The 21,676-nt window shown below is 37.6% G+C and carries 24 protein-coding genes and 2 tRNA genes; 25 read left to right on the forward strand and 1 reads right to left on the reverse strand.

Annotated features, from left to right (window positions below; translation table 11 throughout):
- Positions 1-2 precede the first annotated feature (2 nt).
- The 16 genes from AB3H93_RS04995 to AB3H93_RS05070 all read left to right on the forward strand — a co-directional run bounded on the left by AB3H93_RS04995 (position 3) and on the right by AB3H93_RS05070 (position 11,491).
- Positions 3-905: a F0F1 ATP synthase subunit gamma gene (locus AB3H93_RS04995; protein ID WP_010737986.1), complete on the forward strand. Its 903-nt coding sequence runs from the start codon at positions 3-5 to the stop codon at positions 903-905.
- A gap of 22 nt (positions 906-927) precedes the next feature.
- A complete protein-coding gene (gene atpD, locus AB3H93_RS05000) occupies positions 928-2,334 on the forward strand; it encodes a F0F1 ATP synthase subunit beta (protein WP_010718594.1) in 1,407 nt (468 codons plus the stop codon).
- A gap of 13 nt (positions 2,335-2,347) precedes the next feature.
- Entirely contained in the window at positions 2,348-2,770 is a 423-nt protein-coding gene (locus AB3H93_RS05005) for a F0F1 ATP synthase subunit epsilon (protein WP_010718593.1), read from the forward strand.
- Positions 2,771-2,989: 219 nt separating this feature from the next.
- Positions 2,990-4,498: a hypothetical protein gene (locus AB3H93_RS05010; protein ID WP_368020235.1), complete on the forward strand. Its 1,509-nt coding sequence runs from the start codon at positions 2,990-2,992 to the stop codon at positions 4,496-4,498.
- Between the two features lie 144 nt (positions 4,499-4,642).
- Positions 4,643-5,494, forward strand: coding sequence for a hypothetical protein (locus AB3H93_RS05015; protein WP_228011870.1), 852 nt, complete (start codon positions 4,643-4,645; stop codon positions 5,492-5,494).
- Between the two features lie 449 nt (positions 5,495-5,943).
- Complete coding sequence (locus tag AB3H93_RS05020) at positions 5,944-6,177, forward strand: DUF1146 family protein (RefSeq protein WP_010718588.1); 234 nt, start codon at positions 5,944-5,946, stop codon at positions 6,175-6,177.
- Between the two features lie 104 nt (positions 6,178-6,281).
- The gene (gene murA / locus AB3H93_RS05025; protein ID WP_010718587.1) at positions 6,282-7,583 is read left to right on the forward strand and encodes a UDP-N-acetylglucosamine 1-carboxyvinyltransferase; all 1,302 of its coding nucleotides are present in this window, start codon (positions 6,282-6,284) and stop codon (positions 7,581-7,583) included.
- Between the two features lie 12 nt (positions 7,584-7,595).
- On the forward strand, positions 7,596-7,772 hold the full coding sequence (locus tag AB3H93_RS05030; protein ID WP_010718586.1) for a DNA-directed RNA polymerase subunit beta: 177 nt from the start codon (positions 7,596-7,598) through the stop codon (positions 7,770-7,772).
- Between the two features lie 180 nt (positions 7,773-7,952).
- Positions 7,953-8,222 (forward strand): membrane protein insertion efficiency factor YidD, encoded by a 270-nt coding sequence (gene yidD, locus AB3H93_RS05035; protein ID WP_010718585.1) that lies wholly within the window; start codon positions 7,953-7,955, stop codon positions 8,220-8,222.
- On the forward strand, positions 8,209-8,706 hold the full coding sequence (locus AB3H93_RS05040) for a GNAT family N-acetyltransferase (RefSeq protein WP_368020236.1): 498 nt from the start codon (positions 8,209-8,211) through the stop codon (positions 8,704-8,706). Before yidD ends, AB3H93_RS05040 begins: the two co-directional genes overlap by 14 nt.
- Before the next feature lie 80 nt (positions 8,707-8,786).
- Entirely contained in the window at positions 8,787-9,674 is an 888-nt protein-coding gene (locus tag AB3H93_RS05045) for an ROK family protein (RefSeq protein WP_368020320.1), read from the forward strand.
- An 83-nt stretch (positions 9,675-9,757) separates the two neighbouring features.
- A complete protein-coding gene (locus AB3H93_RS05050) occupies positions 9,758-9,991 on the forward strand; it encodes a DUF2969 domain-containing protein (RefSeq protein ID WP_010718582.1) in 234 nt (77 codons plus the stop codon).
- An 87-nt stretch (positions 9,992-10,078) separates the two neighbouring features.
- Positions 10,079-10,159 (forward strand) — tRNA-Tyr (locus tag AB3H93_RS05055).
- Between the two features lie 6 nt (positions 10,160-10,165).
- A tRNA-Gln gene (locus AB3H93_RS05060) sits at positions 10,166-10,237 on the forward strand.
- A gap of 119 nt (positions 10,238-10,356) precedes the next feature.
- On the forward strand, positions 10,357-10,527 hold the full coding sequence (locus tag AB3H93_RS05065; protein ID WP_010718581.1) for a hypothetical protein: 171 nt from the start codon (positions 10,357-10,359) through the stop codon (positions 10,525-10,527).
- A gap of 256 nt (positions 10,528-10,783) precedes the next feature.
- The gene (locus AB3H93_RS05070) at positions 10,784-11,491 is read left to right on the forward strand and encodes a GntR family transcriptional regulator (protein WP_368020237.1); all 708 of its coding nucleotides are present in this window, start codon (positions 10,784-10,786) and stop codon (positions 11,489-11,491) included.
- Positions 11,492-11,586: 95 nt separating this feature from the next.
- Here AB3H93_RS05070 and AB3H93_RS05075 read toward each other — a convergent pair whose 3' ends face one another.
- Complete coding sequence (locus AB3H93_RS05075; RefSeq protein ID WP_025480523.1) at positions 11,587-12,228, reverse strand: YigZ family protein; 642 nt, start codon at positions 12,226-12,228, stop codon at positions 11,587-11,589.
- Positions 12,229-12,362: 134 nt separating this feature from the next.
- On the opposite strand from AB3H93_RS05075, the gene AB3H93_RS05080 reads away from it, so the two are divergent.
- The 9 genes from AB3H93_RS05080 (at position 12,363) to ftsX (ending at position 21,656) form a co-directional block, all read left to right on the forward strand.
- On the forward strand, positions 12,363-12,650 hold the full coding sequence (locus tag AB3H93_RS05080) for a hypothetical protein (protein WP_368020238.1): 288 nt from the start codon (positions 12,363-12,365) through the stop codon (positions 12,648-12,650).
- Between the two features lie 95 nt (positions 12,651-12,745).
- Positions 12,746-13,069, forward strand: coding sequence for a PTS sugar transporter subunit IIB (locus AB3H93_RS05085; protein ID WP_010718577.1), 324 nt, complete (start codon positions 12,746-12,748; stop codon positions 13,067-13,069).
- 181 nt (positions 13,070-13,250) lie between these two features.
- Positions 13,251-14,624 carry a DEAD/DEAH box helicase gene (locus tag AB3H93_RS05090; RefSeq protein ID WP_368020239.1) on the forward strand — a complete coding sequence of 458 codons (1,374 nt, stop codon included), beginning with the start codon at positions 13,251-13,253 and terminating at the stop codon, positions 14,622-14,624.
- Complete coding sequence (locus tag AB3H93_RS05095) at positions 14,611-15,300, forward strand: ComF family protein (RefSeq protein WP_368020240.1); 690 nt, start codon at positions 14,611-14,613, stop codon at positions 15,298-15,300. The genes AB3H93_RS05090 and AB3H93_RS05095 overlap by 14 nt, the downstream gene beginning before the upstream one ends.
- 133 nt (positions 15,301-15,433) lie before the next feature.
- Positions 15,434-15,994 (forward strand): ribosome-associated translation inhibitor RaiA, encoded by a 561-nt coding sequence (gene raiA, locus AB3H93_RS05100; RefSeq protein ID WP_010718572.1) that lies wholly within the window; start codon positions 15,434-15,436, stop codon positions 15,992-15,994.
- A 215-nt stretch (positions 15,995-16,209) separates the two neighbouring features.
- Complete coding sequence (secA, locus tag AB3H93_RS05105) at positions 16,210-18,744, forward strand: preprotein translocase subunit SecA (protein WP_010718571.1); 2,535 nt, start codon at positions 16,210-16,212, stop codon at positions 18,742-18,744.
- Between the two features lie 145 nt (positions 18,745-18,889).
- Positions 18,890-19,988, forward strand: a protein-coding gene (gene prfB / locus AB3H93_RS05110) for a peptide chain release factor 2 (RefSeq protein WP_178243920.1) whose coding sequence is annotated in 2 segments (ribosomal slippage) — positions 18,890-18,961 and positions 18,963-19,988 — 1,098 coding nt in all. Because the reading frame shifts where the segments join, the coding sequence is not laid out codon by codon here.
- A 104-nt stretch (positions 19,989-20,092) separates the two neighbouring features.
- Complete coding sequence (gene ftsE, locus AB3H93_RS05115; protein WP_010718569.1) at positions 20,093-20,779, forward strand: cell division ATP-binding protein FtsE; 687 nt, start codon at positions 20,093-20,095, stop codon at positions 20,777-20,779.
- Positions 20,772-21,656 (forward strand): permease-like cell division protein FtsX, encoded by an 885-nt coding sequence (gene ftsX, locus AB3H93_RS05120; RefSeq protein ID WP_278250225.1) that lies wholly within the window; start codon positions 20,772-20,774, stop codon positions 21,654-21,656. The genes ftsE and ftsX overlap by 8 nt, the downstream gene beginning before the upstream one ends.
- Positions 21,657-21,676 lie beyond the last annotated feature (20 nt).

Below are 21,676 nucleotides of genomic sequence, written 5' to 3' on the forward strand. Positions count from 1 at the left end.
GAATGGGCGCTTCATTAAATGAAATCAAGACTCGGATTGCTTCAACGAAGAAAACGAGTCAAATCACTCGAGCAATGCAAATGGTGTCCGCTTCTAAACTGACAAAATCTGAAGCTTCTTCTCAGAAGTTTCAGATTTATGCAAATAAAGTCAGAGAAATCGTCACTCATTTGACAGCTACTCAACTAAATGATATTGCTTCTGATAATCCTCGTGGAGATATCAATTACAATAGTATGTTAATCAGCCGTCCGGTAAAGAAAACGGGGTATATCGTGATTACCGCTGATGGTGGTTTAGTTGGTGGCTATAACAGTTCGATTTTAAAGCAAACAATGTCTATTTTAGAAGAAGACCATAAATCTCCTGACGATTATGTGATGATCGCAATCGGAGGTACAGGCGCAGATTTCTTCAAAGCTAGAGGAATTAATTTAGCTTACGAATTACGTAATTTATCGGATCAACCAAGTTTTGATGAAGTGCGTAAAATTGTAGGTATGGCAACAACGATGTATCAAAATGAAGTATTTGATGAATTGTACGTATGCTACAATCATCATATCAATTCACTAACTAGCCAATTTCGTGTAGAAAAAATGCTGCCAATTTCAGATTTAGATCCAGAAGAAGCAACTACTTTTGACCAAGAATACATTTTTGAACCTTCAAAAGAAGAAATCTTGGCGCAGTTATTGCCTCAATATGCGGAAAGCTTAATCTATGGTGCAATCGTTGATGCGAAGACAGCAGAACACGCTGCCGGCATGACTGCCATGAAGACAGCAACGGATAATGCTGCAACGATCATTGATGATTTGACGGTATCTTATAACCGTGCAAGACAAGGGGCTATTACCCAAGAAATTACCGAAATTGTTGCCGGAGCTTCGGCGCTAGAATAGTATTGAGATTGGAGGAAAAAAGATGAGTTCAGGCAAGATTGTTCAAGTAATCGGTCCCGTTGTCGACGTGGAATTTTCTTTAGACCAATCCTTACCAGATATCAACAACGCATTAGTTGTTTATAAAAATGATGAGAAAAAATCAAAAGTTGTTCTTGAAACAGCATTAGAATTAGGGGACGGAGTGATCCGTACCATTGCCATGGAATCAACAGATGGTTTACAACGTGGTATGGAAGTTATCGATACTGGTAAAGCCATTTCTGTTCCAGTAGGGAAAGATACACTAGGACGTGTATTCAACGTTTTAGGAGATACGATCGATTTAGGATCATCTTTCCCAGAAGATGCAGAACGTAGTGAGATTCATAAAAAAGCACCAAGCTTTGATGAATTAAGTACTAGTACGGAGATCCTTGAAACTGGGATCAAAGTTATCGATTTGTTAGCACCTTACTTAAAAGGTGGGAAAGTTGGATTATTCGGTGGTGCCGGTGTAGGTAAAACGGTATTGATCCAAGAATTGATCCATAATATTGCCCAAGAACATGGTGGTATTTCTGTATTTACCGGTGTTGGGGAACGTACTCGTGAAGGAAATGACCTTTACTATGAAATGAAAGATTCAGGCGTTATCGAAAAAACAGCGATGGTGTTCGGACAAATGAACGAACCACCAGGTGCTCGGATGCGGGTAGCTTTGACTGGTTTGACGATCGCTGAATACTTCCGTGATGTAGAAGGTCAAGACGTGCTATTGTTTATTGATAATATTTTCCGTTTCACTCAAGCTGGTTCAGAAGTATCTGCCCTTTTAGGTCGTATGCCTTCTGCCGTTGGTTACCAACCAACGTTAGCAACTGAAATGGGTCAATTACAAGAACGTATCACATCAACGAAAAAAGGTTCGATCACTTCGATCCAAGCAATCTATGTACCAGCCGATGACTATACTGACCCAGCGCCAGCAACAGCATTTGCCCACTTAGATGCTACAACAAACTTAGAGCGTAAATTGACAGAACAAGGGATCTATCCAGCCGTGGACCCATTGGCTTCATCTTCAAGTGCTTTGGCACCTGAAATCGTTGGTGAAGAACATTATAAAGTAGCGACTGAAGTCCAACATGTCTTACAACGTTACCGTGAATTACAAGATATCATTGCAATCTTAGGGATGGATGAATTATCTGATCAAGAAAAAGTTTTAGTTTCACGTGCACGTAGAGTTCAATTCTTCTTGTCACAAAACTTTAACGTAGCGGAACAATTTACAGGTCTTCCTGGTTCTTATGTACCAGTTGAAGAAACAGTCAAAGGTTTCCGTGAAATCTTAGAAGGTAAATACGATGATCTTCCTGAAGAAGCATTCCGAAGTGTTGGTAGAATAGAAGACGTCGTAGAAAAAGCGAAAAAACTAGGCTACTAGAAAGGGGTGCCCCATGGATCAATATTTAACTGTGAATGTGGTGACTCCTGACGGTTTGGTCTATGATCACCATGCAGCGATCGTAGTAGCACGTACTACAGCGGGGGAACTTGGTATTTTACCTAAACATGCGCCGATCATTGTTCCATTAACAATTGATGAAGTCCGTGTGAAGAGAACAGACTCTGATACCCACGTCGATTGGATTGCTGTCAATGGCGGAATCATGGAAGTTCGTGACAATGTTGTTTCAATCGTTGCCGATAGTGCAGAACGTGAAAGAGATATTGACGTTTCTCGGGCAGAAAGAGCCAAACAACGTGCTGAGCGACAAATCGCAGAAGCAAAAGAAAAAGAAGATACGAATGAATTGAAACGTGCGACAGTTGCTTTGCATCGTGCGATCAACCGAATCAAGGTTTCAAAACATTCTTAAAAGCAACGAATGAGGACCTAACAAGTAGGCCTTAAAAAATCCAAGATTCTTAAGGAGATTCCTTAGAATTTTGGATTTTTTTATCGTTTTTTTTAATTGGTAGTTATATTCTAAACATAAAAAGTAAAGAACAATTACTTCTTTATTACATAAAAATATGGAACTTTCATCATTATGATACTATGGTAAACTAATTGCAGTAAAAAAGGAGGTATCATAATGCCCAAAAAAATTCAACGTTTTTCCTCAGTAGACACAAAAGAAGAAACACATACGCAACAAAAATCACTATCTTACTCAGAAATAGTAGGCAATCTTACGGATGATCAAACAGTTTCGTTACATAAACAATTACAAGAATTTAGGGACTATCTTTTAAAGAAGAGCCTTGAATCAGAAAAACAAGAGAAAGAGGAGTTTCCATCTAACAGATATCATTTTGGTCCACCTCTATCGGAAAATAATACAGGTAATCTTGCTGAGCAACAACACTCGCGATCGGAAACAATTCAAAGAAAGAGAACGTTGCAAAACATTATTAACGAAAATGAACTGAAAATGACACAAAACCAAGATAGTCATGCAGTGTCAGAACAGAATAACAAAGTACAAGTTCCCCCGTATAAGAAACAAAAAGTTGCTCCAGAGAACGAACTGGAAAATCATTTGGAGTACTCATTAGATGTCGAACGGTTACTAGAAATAGAAGAAATGTTGGGGATCAGAAACACTTCCCAATCAACAACGCTGTCTACCAAAGCCCAAGAGTCTTTATATGAAACTAAGGAATTTGTACAAGATACAAACGTGCCAATAGAAAGTAATAGCGAGTTCAGGTGTTCAACACAACAACCATTGGAGAATGGGCAGACAAGCACTCAAAGTAAGAAGGAACAAGCGCTTGTTGAATCAGTGAAGTGTTTGTTGGAGCAAAGACATAAACTATTTTTTTTGCGATTAGCTAAAAAACATGAGATGAGTTGTCAAACTGTAAAAAACATTTTAATTGAGAATAATATAGATGTAACTGCTGAGAATAATAAAATAAAAGTAGAGTCTGAAGAAAAAGCACGGCAATTATTAACGGAAGTATTTCACGGAAGGAAAAATTTATCATTTGAAAATATTAAACAAATGGTACGATTGAACAACAATGATATTACAATTTTAGCTAAGAATCACTTAAAAGTTCTCCTAGAACAAGCACACGCATCTCATCTGAATGGTTCTCAGAAGGAAACTTCAATAGATAGGATTCTTTTGACATATTCTGGATGGACTATGCCAATGCAATATAAATTGTCAAGGCTGGATACTGAATTAAAAGAACAGATAGATAAACACGGCGTAATAAACATAAATGAAATATTAAAGAAAATACCATGTAGCCAAATTGATGTCATCAAGCGAATAGGACAGTTAAATTATCAGCAATATCTCCCACCAATTTATATGTTTCACCCGCAACTAAATGAGAAAATCCAAAAGCCATTTTATGATGCAATAATACAAGATAAATCGATTCCTACTGATCAAACAAATCAATTTTTTAATCCTAGTACTGATCAAAACATTGCTTATTTGAAGGAACGAATAAAATTAAATCTCGCTAGAAAAGCTGAGTTTGAAACAGCAGAACAAAAAAACAAGACAATTATGGATCAGAGAACTCAGTTAAAAAACCAACCGATTAGAAACAATCAATCTCCCGCTATGGAAGAACGTTGAGTGTTTTAATTTTCGTAGTATGACTATTTTTTTTGTTAAATCGGACTAGGACAAAAGAAAAAAGTTCAAAGGAGGACGATTATTGCTGTTATTATTTACCTTGAAAACTAAAAATAAATAAACTTATGGGAAGGAAAATGAACGATGAAACAGGAAATAATTCTATTTTATGGCTTATCACTAAAAGCGGAGAACTTACAGAAACAGATTGAAAAAATTAGAAAAAAAGGATTCTATTCAAGTGATACTGAAGGACAAGGTCCCTGTGATATCAGAGAGTACAATAATCATTTTTCATCGATTACATATGATCACCCAAAAAATCCGATGAATCTTGAATACTTAAAAGATTTTTCAATAAATTGGAAAAAATATATTTCACCATTTAAAAATTGGTGGCCTTTATGGTCTTACTATTTTCAACGCACACAAGATACTGAAAAAAATAAAGTAATCAATTTTAATCCTGGGCTACATAAAGCTACGAAAAAAAATATAGAACACCTATGTGAGAAAAATCGCAAATATACAGGACAGCTGATTGTTAGAGGTTGTAAAATTGGATTAGACAGTGCAAGAGATAATGAAAATGTAACCATTTATTATTGTATTGATGATTTAGATATGAAACGTATTATAGAAAAAAAAGATAAAAAGGCTTTCACTCCTAAAGAACTTCGCTATCTCTTTCGCAATTGGAAAGATTTTGAAGGAAAGGTACATTTTTTTGAAGATGGATATGAAGTGCCTGCACCTTGGAAAACATCTCCAAATGAATGGGAAAGTTATAAACCAAAAAGTTGGCAAACGTTGAATGAACAACCACCCTTTCAAAAGAATCAAGTGAAACCAGAAACAATCAACCAACGAATATGTAGACAAAATTATCTAAATGAAATAAAAAATAAATTATTTGAGCTAAAAGTAGCAGAACAACCATCCTTTAAAGAAAATCAAGTGAAACCAGAAACAATCAACCAACGAATATGTAGATAAAAGAATTTAAATGAAACAATAACAAATAACTTAGCTGACCTTAAAGTACAAGCAAAGAAGATGGCAAAAAAAAGAAATAGACTTGATTGTACGATCATCAAGAAATTAAACAAAGGATTTTTTGTTCCTACACTATAAGAGAGGGCATATATTTATATTAAATAATCGTTTAATTATCAATGGTAAATTCTATTATAATGATATGAGTACATAAGCAAATAAGGAACAACTTTCATCAAAAAAGCATGTGAAATAGTAGTTAAAATAGTTTATAAAAATAAGGTATTGAAACAGAGTCATCATTTGAATGTAAAGTTCTTGAAAATTCTCGTCTCGTTTAGCCAACAAATTCCATCTTTTTACAACCAATAATTTCTCTATTTTTCCAATTTATGGTATCATCATTTTGTTAGTTATTAAAAAAAGTATAATTTTGAAGGGACGTCACTATGCAAGTATACGGAATTGATGCAATTATTCGAATCGTGAGTCATTTAGCTTTTATTTATCTGGCTTTCTGGTCGTTGCGGTCACTGCGAATTGAGATGTTTTTTAAAAAAATGCATGATACGCAAATTCGAATGGCGATTGTATTCTTCTCTATTTTTTTAGGATATACTGCCAGTAATTTCTTCTTAGAAATTATTGCATTGTGTCGAAATCTTTTCGTTAGCCTGCAGTAAAAAAAAGGTACTATAAAAAAAGGTACTATTTTAATAAAAGAAATGATATAATAGAAAAGATTTTGAGTCTTTATAGCTCATTGGAATTTTTTGGGGGGAACAACATGGAAGAGATCATCGTCAAAGGTGGCAAACAATTGAATGGAACAGTAAAAATCGAAGGAGCTAAAAATGCTGTTCTACCTATTTTAGCTGCTAGTTTGTTGGCTGAAGAAGGAACAACCGTTTTAGACAACGTTCCAATTCTTTCTGACGTCTTCACTATGAATCAAGTGATTCGTCATTTAAACGTAGATGTAGTGTTTGATGAAGACAATAATCAAGTAACGCTTGATGCGTCAAGACAATTAGAAATCGAAGCGCCATATGAATATGTGAGTCAAATGCGTGCTTCTATCGTTGTAATGGGACCATTACTTGCTAGAAATGGTCATGCAAAAGTTGCTATGCCAGGGGGATGTGCGATTGGGAAACGTCCAATTGATTTACATCTTAAAGGATTCCAAGCATTGGGTGCGAAAATCATTCAAAAAAATGGCTACATCGAAGCTATTGCGGATGAATTGATCGGTAACACGATCTATTTAGATTTTCCAAGTGTTGGAGCCACTCAAAATATCATGATGGCAGCAGTAAAAGCTAAAGGAACAACGATCATCGAAAACGTCGCTCGAGAACCTGAAATTGTAGATCTTGCAAATATTTTAAATAAAATGGGCGCAAATATCTATGGTGCTGGTACGGAAACGATGCGTATCGAAGGAGTCGATCATCTGCATGCAGTGAAACACGCAATTGTTCAAGACCGGATCGAAGCAGGTACCTTTATGGTAGCAGCAGCGATGACTGAAGGAAATGTCTTGATCGCAGATGCAATCTCAGAACATAATCGTCCGTTGATTTCTAAATTAATTGAAATGGGTGCAACGATCACTGAAGAAGAAGGCGGCATTCGAGTTGTTGGTCCAAAACATATTTTACCAACTGACGTCAAAACAATGCCTCATCCTGGTTTTCCGACAGACATGCAAGCCCAAATGACTGCTATTCAGTTAGTCGCTGAGGGAACGAGCATGGTGACTGAAACAGTTTTTGAGAATCGTTTCCAACATTTGGAAGAAATGCGCCGTATGAACGCCCATGTGAAGATTGATGGAAACGTAGCGATTATGGACGGGAATCATGAATTACAAGGTGCTGAAGTTTATGCAACAGATTTACGAGCTGCTGCAGCATTAGTACTTGCTGGTTTAAAAGCAAATGGCATAACACGCGTTCGCAATCTTAAATACTTAGATCGTGGTTATTATCAATTCCATATTAAATTGCAAAACTTAGGTGCAGATGTGGAACGTGTGGCAATCGATCAAACGCCCGCTGATAAAACAGCTCAAGTCACTGTTTAAGGACGTGATAAAATGAGTAGCCAACGGTATATTTTAATCACATTGGTGAAGATTTTAGTTGTCATACTATTACTGATTCTTTTATTTATAGCTGGAACAATGATTGGATACGGGGTTATCGGTGGTGGAAATCCGTTTAAGGTTTTTCAACCAAGTTTGTGGCTGCACATCCAAGATTTTTTCAGATAAAGAGTTGTGTGAAAATGATAGTGTAAGCAAACAAAGGATTTCTTAAAACGAATTTTCGCTTTTGAGAAGTCCTTTTTTATTGTGAGTCATTCCACTGTTTGGCAGATTATTGCTCCTTTGAACAGTCGTTTGTCATGAATAGGAGAATGAGGAGCAAAGCTTTAATAATGAGGTGATGAGATGAAAAAAATCTTAGTGGCTATTGTCCGTTTTTATCAACGGTTTATTTCTCCTGCTTTCCCACCTAGCTGTCGGTACTATCCTACTTGTTCAAACTATATGATACGTGCGATTCAAGTACACGGTGCATTTAAAGGAACGCTAATGGGGACAGCACGCATTTTGCGTTGCCATCCATTCGTAAAGGGCGGAATCGATTACGTGCCTTTAAATTGTCAATTGACACGTAATAAGAAAGATAAAGAGATGCCTAATTATGATGAAAAATAAACAGTCAGGTAAGACCGAGCATTCTGAAGAAAAAAGTATCGTCACACTAGAGCAATCAACTTTACCTTGGTCATTATTGTTGGATGCAGATCCTGAAGAGGAAAACGTCCAACGATACATTGATCAAGGGGCTGGTTTTATATGGAAAGCAGAAAATGACATTCAGGGAGTGATCGTTTTTCTCACAAATAAATTAGTGTTTGAAATAATGAATTTAGCTGTAGCTCCAAAAGTTCAAGGTCAAGGAATCGGCTACGCGTTGCTTACCCATACACTAAAAGAAATGAAAAAGTTAAAAACCACTCAACAACAAGTCATTATTCGGACGGGGAGTACGTCATCAGCAGCTTTACAACTGTATAAAAAAATCGGCTTCCTGGAATTTTCTAGAGAAAAAGATTATTTTGTCAAAAATTATAAACAGCCAATCTATGAAAATGGCCAACGTTTACGAGATCAAGTGACTTTAGCAAAGAAAATTTGAACTCATCTATAAAAAGGCTTTCAAAATACTGTGGCTTGACTTAAAATAAAAACAGTATGAGAAAAGGAGACAAATAAATGATGGGTATTTTAGTTTTTGATTTTGGTGGTTCCGCAGTAAAATATGGCTATTGGAATGGACAAGCGCTTGAAGACACCAGCCAATTTTCGACTCCTAAGACATGGGAAGAAATGAAAGCGCATTTAAAACGGGTATTCCAAACGTTTGTAAAACAGAAGGCGATTGAAGGCGTAGCAATCAGCGCACCTGGAGTAGTGAATCAGGAGAAACAGCTGATTGAAGGGATTAGTGCCATTCCTTATATCCACGGATTCAATATTTTTCAGGAACTGGAGGAACTCTTCCATTTACCAGTGACGATCGAAAATGATGCTAATTGTGCTGGAATGGCTGAGTATTATGAAGGCGCAGCGAAAGAATATCAACATGTAGCATTTGTTGTACTTGGGACTGGAGTAGGTGGGGCAATCTTTACCCAAGGACAACTAAATAAAGGCGCTCATTTGTACGGGGGAGAATTTGGCTTGATATTCTTAGAAGGCAATCAAACATTTAGTAAGCTTGGTACAGCAGTTCAAATGGCTTGGCGTTACTGTGACCGTTTGGGAGTTTCACGTACGACTTATAGCGGAAAAGAAGTCTTTGAACGAGCAGAACAAGGGGATGAACTAGCAAAAGAAGAGGTAGATAATTTTTATAATTATTTAACAAAAGGTTTGTTTAGTATCCAATTTTCGATTGATCCTGAAGTCATCGTGATTGGTGGGGGGATCTCTGCAAAAGCAGGGTTATTAACAGAAATCAATCAACGAATGAAACAATTAACTACTGATTTAGAACTAAATGACTTTGATCCTAAAATTTTATTATGTGATTATCGAAATGATGCAAACTTGATTGGAGCAGCTGCCAATTTCACCGCTCAACGAGAAGGTTTAGTTCAATGATGCATAGCGTTGAACAAAACTTTTAGACATATGGTAGGCATTCCATGATTGAATATGATAAACTATCATGGAGGTGGAAAAAGATGTCAAAAAAAAATAAAGATATTGAAGTACGTATCGAAGAAGTCAAAAAACAAATCAAAGGAACAACTTATGATGTGACTCAGTTATTTATTGGTAAAAAAATGATTGGGGAAATTTTGGCTTATGGACCAAAAGAATTTGAAATTTTTTTTGGTGAAGAAGATTTTGGGAAAGAAAAGAGTCTTGAAAACGCGATAGAAACAGTTATTCGTCACTGGAATCTACACGAATAAAAAAATATCAAAAAAATTTTCAATAAGGGGTTGCAAAAATCTGGAAAATTAGGTATTATAACTAAGTCAGGTTGATACAAACCTTTCGGAGGAGTAGCGAAGTGGCTAAACGCGACGGACTGTAAATCCGTTCCTTAGGGTTCAGTGGTTCGAATCCACTCTCCTCCATTTCATTGGGGTATAGCCAAGCGGTAAGGCAAGGGACTTTGACTCCCTCATGCGTTGGTTCGAATCCAGCTACCCCAGTAGTACGGAGTGATCTATTAAGATCACTCTTTTTTTTGTGAAAACAGCTTGTTTCTTGAAGATTATCAAGAAATAGGCTAGAGTGAATAGTAGATAGATCAAAAAAAGGGGGCAGTAAAATGAAGTGGAAAGAAAAAGTAGATGAGACCGCAGAGAAAATCTATGATTTGATTAAGTCGGAAAAGTATCAGGTAGAAGTCCGGTTACCGAAAAAATCAGAAAAAGCGATACAAGTGAAATCAAAGCGTCCAACCAATCACACAAAAAAATGGCTTTCAAAAAACCGTTAAGAATAACACAATCTCTAAAAAACAGTGATTTTACTGTCTTTTGGAGATTTTGTTATTTTACAAAATGATTTTCAATCCTTCCACTTGGATTAAAGAGGAAGGACACACATTTACTTACATAAACTTTTGGATAAAATAATCGGGTTGGCAAATGATTGATCGACAATTAGTCGAGCAAAAGAAACTTTTTCCTTTTCAGTTGTGAACCAGGTATATACCAGTTATAATAAAGGAAATGAAAGGGCGGATATACGTTATGTCGAATCAACTACCAGTCTATATACAAATCCATGATCAGATCAAAAGTGAAATCGAACAAGGTATTTGGAAAATCGGTGATCGCCTTCCTTCTGAAAGAGAATTGGCAGTGAAATTCAATGTTAGTCGAATGACTTTACGTCAAGCCATTCAAAACCTGGCTGATGAAGGGATTTTGGAAAGAAAAATTGGCTCAGGTACATATGTAGCAAGAGAAAAAGTCCAAGAAAAGATGTCTGGTGCGACCAGTTTTACTGAAATTATGGAATCACAGAATCGAGTACCCTCTAGTCGGACAATCTATTATTTTTTAACTTCCCCAAGTTCTAGTGAAATGGAGAAGCTGCAACTGGAAAAAGACGAAACGATTCTTCGTATGGAACGAATTCGTTATGCTGATGATATACCAATCTGTTTTGAAGTAGCCAGTATCCCGCAAAAGATTATTGCAGACTATAGTAAATCTGAAATTACCAATTCTCTTTATCGGGTACTCGAAGAGAAAAGTGGGCATAAGATCGGGGCAGCTAATCAAACAATCACAGCCATTCTTGCTTCAGAAAAAATTGCAGAATATTTAGAAGTAAAAAAAGGAGATGCTGTGTTACGTTTACGCCAAACTTCTTATTTTGATGACGGTACCCCATTTGAATATGTTCGTACGCAATATGTAGGGAATCGTTTTGAATTTTATTTAGAGAAATAAAAGAGGGACACGAAACAGTCCAAATAAAGAAGAGCCTGAGACAAGTTTTGTCCTAGGCTCTTCTTTTTTGATTTCGAGATCAGCGGATAGAGTGATTACTGGTCAGCTTCTACCAGTTGTTCATGATAGGAAATTGGACCATCTGTAAATTCCACCTGTCCATTCAATAATTCAACGACTGCTGTTTTAAATGCAGTAACTTCTGTTTCTACAATCAAACAGTGAACCGTGACTTTGTCTGTGTAGATCGTTTCTTTTATAGGAATATGTTTCAACTCAAGCATATTTTCTAATTTACCTAATTGCGGATAGGTGATATGGACAGCTATTTCTTGCTGTTGTGTTCCTTCAACGATCCCGATTTCAATTAGTGCGTGAGAAACAGCCTGTGTATAGGCACGAATCAAACCACCGGTACCCAATTTTGTCCCACCAAAATAGCGTGTGACGACAGCGACCACATTGATCAATTCATTTTTTTTTAGTACTTCCAGCATTGGGACACCTGCCGTACCACTAGGCTCACCGTCATCACTACTGCGTTGAATTTCATTTTTTTCACCGAGAACGAAAGCACTACAGTTATGGTTTGCTTTCCAATGCTCTTTTTTCATTGCCTGAATAAACGCTTTAGCTTCTGCTTCCGTTTCAATTCGTTTCATAGAGCAAATAAAACGAGATTTTTTGACTTCGATTTCTGCTTGACCGTCTGCTTGGATGGTTCTATAACTATTCAGCGTGATGCTTCCTCCTTACAAGTAGTTGATAATAGTCAAAGTATAATGAATTATTCCTTTAGTTTCAACACTTATAATACTTGAGTAATGAAGATAGTCTATGGGATAATAGAAGAAAGAAAGGTGAGATGGGGATGAAAGAACGCATAAAAAAATATGACGCCATCACCCAATATTTAAAAAATAACGGGGGATCACAGGTTACTTTAACATTTACACAGATCGACGAACTTCTTTTTCCAAGTTATGGGCTCCCTAAATCAGCTAGACAAAGCACTGATTGGTGGGCAAATGATTATAAGCACCCAGAAAAAGGAGCATATGGCTGGATCAATGTTGGCTACGAGGTTGTGGTGATCAATTTAAAAAAAGAATATGTTGTGTTCAATCAATTAGTTAAATCGAGTTGGCTATTCGACTGATAAGAAAACGTTGACATTATCTTGCTTTTTTGTATAATAATCACACAAGCAAAAAAGAAATCGTTTGCAAAAGTTAAAAGAATGGAGAGAGTAAAATGACTAAAAAAACAATCATGCTCGTATGTTCTGCTGGGATGAGTACCAGTTTACTTGTAACAAAAATGCAAAAAGCTGCTGAAGAACAAGGAATTGATACGGATATTTTTGCCGTATCAGCTTCTGATGCCGATAATCAGCTAGCTTCTAAAGAAGTTGATGTTTTGCTGTTGGGACCACAAGTCCGCTTCATGAAAGCTGATTTTGAAAAACGTCTAGAGCCAAAAGGAATCCCATTAGATATTATCAATATGGCAGATTATGGGTTGATGAATGGCGAAAAAGTATTACAACAAGCCATCCATTTAATTGAAAATAAGTAAAAGCACACGAAACGCATCCCAAGATGGTCGAATCGTAAAATAAGCCGAAAAATCCAGCGAATAGGGCGCCTATTCAAGGATTTTTTGGCTTATTTTTTATACCAACCGTTTCAAATAACCATTTATTCTCAAATTTTTTGAAGAATGGACTGATGTAGCGTATCTTCTTTTAGGGGATTAGATGAAAAAAAGTAGTTTATGCAGTTTATATGGTAGACGATTACTTACGAGAGACTTGAGAGAATGGACAGAGAGTTTTGAACAGATTCGCTATCAGAAACTAGCTGCCATTCATCTACAAGGAAATTGGTTAACATGTAATCGATGCAGCATGCGAACAAAAATAGGTAAATCAGAGCAAAAGCAACCAATCCTCTTTTGTCCTGTTTGTCTTTTTTTAGGTCGTTGTGACAACACACAAGAATTATTTTTATTTGAACAACCTGAGTTGCCGAAAAGAAATGTCTGTTTTACTTGGACAGGAAAGTTAACGCCAACTCAACAAGCGATTTCTACGAACTTGGTCACTGATGTCTCGGGAAAACAGCACATGATTTGGGCTGTGACAGGAGCGGGAAAGACTGAGATGCTTTATGAAAAGGTCATAAAAACGTTAGAAAAAGGTGGACGAGTCGCATTAGTTTCACCTAGGGTTGATGTGTGTAACGAACTTTACCTGCGTTTTTGTGGCGTTTTTCCAGAAGAAGACATTGTCCTGCTTCATGGAAAAAAGAAAGAAGCCTATCGCTTTAGTCCATTCGTGATTGCGACTACGCATCAGCTGTATCGTTTTTATCAGGCGTTTGATCTGTTAGTCGTCGATGAGGTGGATGCGTTCCCTTTTGCAGGAGATCCTGGGTTAGCTTATGCTGTTGAAACTGCAATTAAACCAAAAGGAACATTTATCTATTTAAGTGCGACACCTAATGAGCAGCTACTGAAAAAAATCCGTTCAACCTTTTTGATCCATCAATTGCCACTTCGCTTCCATCAACGGTTATTGCCTGAACCACATTTGTTTTTTTGGAATGACTGGCCGAATAAATGTTTGAAAGAAAAAAAACTTCGACCACTTTTGAAGTGTCTAAACATGCTGCTCCAACAAAATCATGTCTTATTATTTTGTCCGTCGATTGCCTTGATGAATCGATTAGCCTCACTGTTAAAGCGTTGTTTACCCATGTACCGTATTACCGATGTATCCGCAAAAGATCCAAACCGTTCAGAAAAAGTTCAGCAAATGAGAAAGCAACAATATGATGTGTTACTTACTACAATGATTTTGGAACGTGGGGTAACATTTGCGAATGTGTCAGTGATCGTGTTAGGCGCTGATCACCGTGTTTTTACTAAATCTTCCCTTGTACAAATCGCTGGTCGAGCCGATCGAAAGGGAGATTTTACCAATAGCCAAGTCTATTTTTTCTATGAAGAACTGACAAAAGCTATCAAATTAGCCTGTCGTGAGATCAAAGAAATGAATCGTCAGGGAAAAAAGCAGCTTGCTATGAAAAATAGTGAGCCTAGAGGAGAAAAAACACATGAATCGTTGTAGTTATTGTCAAAAACAAGTCATCCGAAATTTGAAGATCAGCGAGATTCTTGGGTTGGGAAAGATTCTTCCTCAGATTTGTGAGGACTGTTCAAATTTGTTTCGTCCGATAAATAAACAGCAAAGCTGTCGAACTTGCCAGAAAGAACTGCATGCGGATGTTACTTATTGTGAAGATTGTATTGCCTGGAAAAACGCCTATCCCAATTATGATTTCAGTCATCATGCTTGTTTTTACTATGATTCAGCCTTCAAAGAATGGTTAAAGCGCTATAAATTTATGGGAGATGTCCGACTGGCAGGTACATTTGCTAAACAGTTGCAAATAATCCAACAAGAATTTAGCGATTATCAAATCTGTCCAATCCCACTAGCAACTGCTCGTTTAAAAGAACGTGGGTTTAATCAGGTCATTGAAATGTTGAGAGTAGCTAAAATACCTTATCGTCAACTGCTGACTCGCTCTGATCATTCACTTTCACAATCCCAAAAAACACGTCAGGAACGTTTAAAAACTACCCAACCTTTCAAATTAGCTGTTGTTCCAACGATCATCAAAGGGAAAAAAGTATTGTTGGTAGACGATGTCTATACGACGGGGCAAACCCTTTTCCATGCTGCTTCTTGTTTATTGCCACATGCTCCTGAAAAAATCCGCACCTTTTCGCTAGCTCGATAAATAAATGAAAAACGAATGTCCTTGATAGCGATTTAGTTTGCAAATGGATTAGAGTTCGATATAATGGTAGTAAGAAGAGGGAAAGAGTGGTCCTTCTCCTTCTTGATTGTGGTAGACGAAAGGGGTAATTTTTATGTTTAGATACAATGTACGCGGTGAAAATATCGAAGTAACTGAAGCGATTCGTGACTACGTTGAGAAAAAAGTAGGAAAACTTGAACGCTATTTCAGTGATGCACCCGATGCTACAGCACATGTAAATTTAAAAGTTTATACTGAAAAAACAGCGAAAGTGGAAGTAACTATTCCATTACCTTATCTTGTATTGCGTGCCGAAGAAACATCACCTGATCTTTATGCAAGTATTGATTTGGTAGTTGACAAATTGGAACGACAAATCCGCAAATTCAAAACAAAAATTAACCGTAAATCTCGCGAAACCGGTATGAACACAGCCGATGCAGCGGTATTATTCAATAACGAAGCTGACGATGCCGATCATGAAAATGATTCTGAATTAGACATTGTCCGCACGAAACGTTTATCACTGAAACCAATGGACAGTGAAGAGGCTGTTCTACAAATGAACATGCTTGGTCATAATTTCTTTATTTTTGAAGATGCAGAAACCAATGGTACAAGTATCGTTTACCGTCGTAAAGATGGCAAATACGGTTTGATTGAAACCGACTGATAAATAACAATTAGAAAAAGCAGTAAAAAGCTTGTGGCAAACCCTTCACGGTTTGCCACAGCTTCTTTTTTGTCTACGTCAGAAATTGTGAATTAATTGTGAATATATTACATTAATTGTGTTAAGATATTTCAATTATCTAGAACTAATGATAAAATAGAAACTAGAATCTACATAATCTGGATAATATATGTAAAAAGGAGATTATACAACGCATGGCCAATTTTATTCGTTCGATTATCGAAAATGATAAAAAAGAACTAAAACGTTTAGATCGTATTGCTAAAAAAGTAGAAGATCATGCTGACGAAATGGCAGCATTAACAGATGAACAATTACAAGCAAAAACAGCTGAGTTTAAAGCTCGCTATCAAAAAGGGGAAACTTTAGATCAATTATTACCGGAAGCCTTTGCGGTAGTTCGTGAAGCTGCCAAACGAGTGTTGGGACTTTATCCTTACCATGTACAATTGATGGGGGGGATCGTTCTTCACGATGGAAATATCCCAGAGATGCGTACTGGTGAAGGGAAAACTTTAACAGCGACAATGCCGGTTTATTTGAATGCATTGACGGGAGAAGGTGTTCACGTCGTTACTGTCAATGAATACCTGGCTACTCGTGACTCCTCTGAAATGGGCGAATTATACAACTTTTTAGGTTTAACAGTTGGCTTGAATATCAATTCAAAATCAGCGGACGAAAAACGAGATGCTTACAATTGTGATATTACCTATAGTACCAATAATGAATTAGGTTTCGACTATCTAAGAGACAACATGGTCGTTTATCGTCATCAAATGGTTCAAAGACCATTGAATTATGCGATTGTCGATGAAGTCGATTCGATCTTGATCGATGAAGCAAGAACACCGTTGATTATTTCAGGTCAAGCTGAAAAATCAACAGCTTTATATACAAGAACAGATAATTTTGTGAAACGTTTGAAAGAAGAAGAAGATTATAAAATCGATGTGCAATCGAAAACAATCAGCTTGACTGAAGCAGGGATCGAGAAAGCCGAAGAAACATTTGGCTTAGAAAATCTATATGATATCGAAAATACTGCCTTAACCCACCATCTGGATCAAGCATTGCGTGCCAACTATATCATGATCTTGGATATTGATTATGTGGTCCAAGATGGAAAAGTCTTGATCGTTGACCAATTTACTGGTCGTATCATGGATGGACGCCGCTACTCTGATGGATTACATCAGGCGATTGAAGCAAAAGAAGGCGTAGAGATCGAAGACGAAACGAAGACGATGGCGACAATCACGTTCCAGAACTATTTCCGAATGTATAAGAAACTGTCAGGTATGACTGGTACAGCAAAAACAGAAGAAGAAGAGTTTCGGGAAATCTATAATATTCAAGTTTGTCAAATCCCAACAAATCGTCCAGTCATTCGTGACGACCGACCTGATTTGTTATATCCAACATTGACTAGCAAGTTCCAAGCGGTGGTGCAAGACATCAAAGAACGTTACCGCAAAGGACAACCTGTTCTTGTCGGAACGGTAGCAGTGGAAACTTCAGAATTATTGTCTGATATGTTGAATCGTGAACGTATCCCACATGAAGTATTGAATGCAAAAAACCACTTCAAAGAAGCGGAGATCATCATGAATGCTGGTCAAAAAGGTGCGGTGACGATTGCAACGAATATGGCTGGACGTGGTACAGATATCAAGTTGGGACTTGGTGTCAGAGAACTAGGCGGACTAGCTGTTATCGGGACAGAACGTCATGAATCACGTCGTATCGATAACCAATTACGTGGTAGGGCTGGACGTCAAGGAGACCCAGGGATGTCTCAATTCTATCTTTCATTGGAAGATGATCTGATGAAACGATTTGGTTCTGAACGGATCAAAGCATTCTTAGATCGCATGAAAATCGGTGAAGAGGATGCAGTGATCCAAAGTAAGATGCTGACAAAACAAGTGGAATCAGCACAAAAACGTGTCGAAGGAAATAACTACGATACTCGTAAAAATGTCTTACAATACGATGATGTAATGCGAGAACAACGCGAAGTTATCTACAAACAACGTCAAGAAGTCATCATGGAAGAAACAAGTTTGTCTAAACCAATGATGAATATGATCAAACGTACGATCAGTCGGGTAGTAGATGCGCACACACAACTAGAAAAAGACAACTGGAACCTTGAAGGAATCGTTGATTTTGCAGGTAGTACATTAGTCCATGAAGATAGCATCTCAATCGATGATCTTAAAGGGAAAGAACCGCAACAGATCAAAGAATATTTAAATGAGTTAGCACAAGAAGTATTTAATACGAAAGCTAACCAGCTCAACGGACCTGAACAATTACTAGAATTTGAAAAAGTAGTCATTCTACGAGTAGTGGATTCGAAATGGACCGATCATATCGATGCTATGGATCAATTACGCCAATCAATCGGTCTTAGAGCATATGGACAAAACAATCCATTGGTTGAGTATCAAACAGAAGGATACAAGATGTTTGAAGAGATGGTTGGAGCGATCGAATATGAAGTGACTCGTCTCTTTATGAAAGCTGAGATTCGTCAAAATGTTCAACGGGAGCAAGTGTCAACCGGCGAAGCAGTTCAACCAACTACCGGTGATGCAAAAGAAAATAGCAACACAAGTGCCAAAAAACAACCGGTTCACGTGAACAAAGTAGGCAGAAATGATCCTTGTCCATGTGGTAGCGGGAAAAAATATAAAAACTGTCATGGAAAAGATGAGAACTAATTTTTGACAGCTAGCAGATAAGATTGGTGAGATCGGTTCTTTTTGATTAAGAATCGACTCACCTTCTTTCTGTTATGAAGCGTTTCTGTTAAACTAAAGTGGTTGAATAAAACATAAAATAATGTAGATAGAAAGAGGGAAGTTTATGGAGATTTCAGAAATCCGTAACTTATTAGCTGAGATGGAAGAAAAGGTCACAAGTTTCAGGAGGTCTCTTTGACTTAGATCGGTTGGAAGAAGACATCGCTGAAGCTGAAGCCAAAATGGCAGAGCCTGGTTTTTGGGATGATAGCGAAGCAGCACAAAAAGTGATCAATGAAAACAACACAAATAAAGAAACGTATGATCAATTCAATGCGTTAGCTGAAGAATTAGAAGAGTTAGCCCTAATGGTAGAAATGTTGCAAGAAGAACCAGATGCACAAATGCAACAAGAAGCAGAAGATAGAATCCAACTATTAGACGAAAAAATGAAGACGTATGAATTAGCCATGCTTTTAGATGGTCCATATGATCGCAACCATGCAATCGTCGAACTTCATCCTGGAGCAGGGGGTACAGAATCCCAAGACTGGGGAAGTATGTTGTTACGCATGTATACACGTTGGGCAGAACAACATGGCTACCAAGTGGAAACATTGGATTACCAAGCAGGGGATGAAGCAGGAATAAAAAGTGTGACTTTACTGATCAAAGGGCATAATGCATATGGCTATTTAAAATCGGAAAAAGGTGTCCACCGTCTTGTTCGGATCTCCCCATTTGATTCAGCCAAACGGCGCCACACTTCGTTTTGTTCGGTCGATGTGATGCCAGAACTAGATGAAACGATTGATGTTGCCATCAACCCAGATGACTTGAAGATCGATACGTACCGAGCAAGCGGTGCCGGAGGACAACATATCAATAAAACAGAGTCTGCCGTTCGGATCACTCATCTTCCAACAGGAACGGTCGTAGCTAGTCAAGCGCAGCGTTCACAATTAAAAAACCGAGAACAAGCAATGAGCATGTTGAAAGCGAAATTGTATCAACTTGAGGTTGAAAAGAAAGAACAAGAAGCTGCAGCATTGCGTGGGGAGCAAAAAGAAATTGGTTGGGGTTCACAAATTCGTTCCTATGTCTTCCATCCATATTCAATGGTAAAAGATCACCGGACAAACGTAGAAACTGGTAATGTTCAAGCTGTAATGGATGGCGATTTAGACTTATTTATTGACGGATATTTAAAAATGCACCTCTAAATAGTTGACTTTAATTGAAATAAAATTGTAAGATTTTGAAAGCAAGATGAAACATTACCATGCTATAATGGTGAGAGACTGAGAAAAGATATGGAGAGAACGCCATGATTGAAATGAAGGATGTCATGAAAAAGTACTCAAATGGTACGACTGCAATCCGAAATTTATCGGTTGTTATCGATCAAGGAGAGTTCGTTTATGTAGTTGGTCCATCAGGGGCTGGGAAATCTACATTCATCAAATTGATGTATCGAGAAGAAAAAGCGTCAAAAGGAACCTTAAATGTTGCTGGTCATGATTTAATGGCAATCAAAAACAAAGATGTTCCTTACTTACGCAGAGAAATCGGGGTAGTTTTCCAAGACTACAAACTGTTGCCGAGAAAAACAGTTTACGAAAATGTCGCTTATGCGATGCAAGTAATCGGTAGAAAACCACGAGATATCAAAAAACGTGTGATGGAAGTGTTAGATCTTGTTGGATTGAAACATAAAGTGCGTGTTTTTCCAAGTGAGCTATCTGGTGGGGAACAGCAACGGGTATCGATTGCCCGTGCAATCGTAAATACGCCGAAAGTATTGATTGCTGACGAACCTACAGGAAATCTAGATCCGGAGAATTCTTGGGAGATCATGAAGTTATTGGACCGAATCAATGCTCAAGGGACAACGGTTGTTATGGCAACCCATAACAGTACGATCGTGAATACAATTCGTCATCGAGTGATCGCCATCGAAAATGGACGAATCATACGTGACCAAGCGGAAGGGGAATATGGATACGATGATTAGAACCTTTTTCCGACATTTATTAGAGAGTATCAAGAGTTTAAAGCGTAACGGCTGGATGACTGTCGCTTCAGTGAGTGCCGTGACGATCACATTAACATTAGTTGGGGTGTTCATGGCTGTGATCATGAATGCAACGAAACTAGCCGAAGATATCGAAGGCAACGTAGATGTTTCTGTTTTCGTTGATATTGGCACGAATGAAAAAGATATGAAGACTCTTGAAAAACAATTAAAAGAGATTGATCACGTCAAAAGTGTCAAATTCTCAAGTAAAGACCAAGAGTTGAAAAAGATCCAGGATGCTATGGGGAATTCATGGAGTTTATTTGAAGGAGATAACAACCCGTTATATGATGTTTATGTCGTACAAACGTCAGAACCTTCTTATACGAAACAAGTATCTCAAGAAGCCGGAAAATTAGCGAATGTTTCTCGCGCGGATTACGGTGGAACGTCTTCAGATAAAATTCTTAAGCTTGCAGGAACCGTTCGAACATGGGGCTTAGCTGCAGCAGCATTATTATTGTTTATTGCAATGTTTTTGATTTCAAATACAATCAGAATCACGATCTTATCTCGCCAAAAAGAAATTCAAATCATGCGATTAGTTGGTGCCAAAAACGGCTACATTCGTTGGCCATTCTTTTTAGAAGGTGGCTGGATTGGTTTGATCGGTGCAATTATTCCGGTATTGCTGATTACATTTGGGTACCAAGAAGTATTCCGAATGCTTAACCCTTCATTATTGCGCTCCCACTATTCCTTGATCCAACCACAGGATATCGTGTGGAAAATCAACGCTTTGATGGCTGGGATCGGAATCATTATCGGTTCATTAGGATCAATTATTTCGATGAGAAGATTCTTGAAGTTTTAATTCATTTCCATCGTTTCACC

Source organism: Enterococcus sp. C74 (assembly GCF_040887125.1).
Lineage (GTDB): Bacteria > Bacillota > Bacilli > Lactobacillales > Enterococcaceae > Enterococcus_B > Enterococcus_B hirae.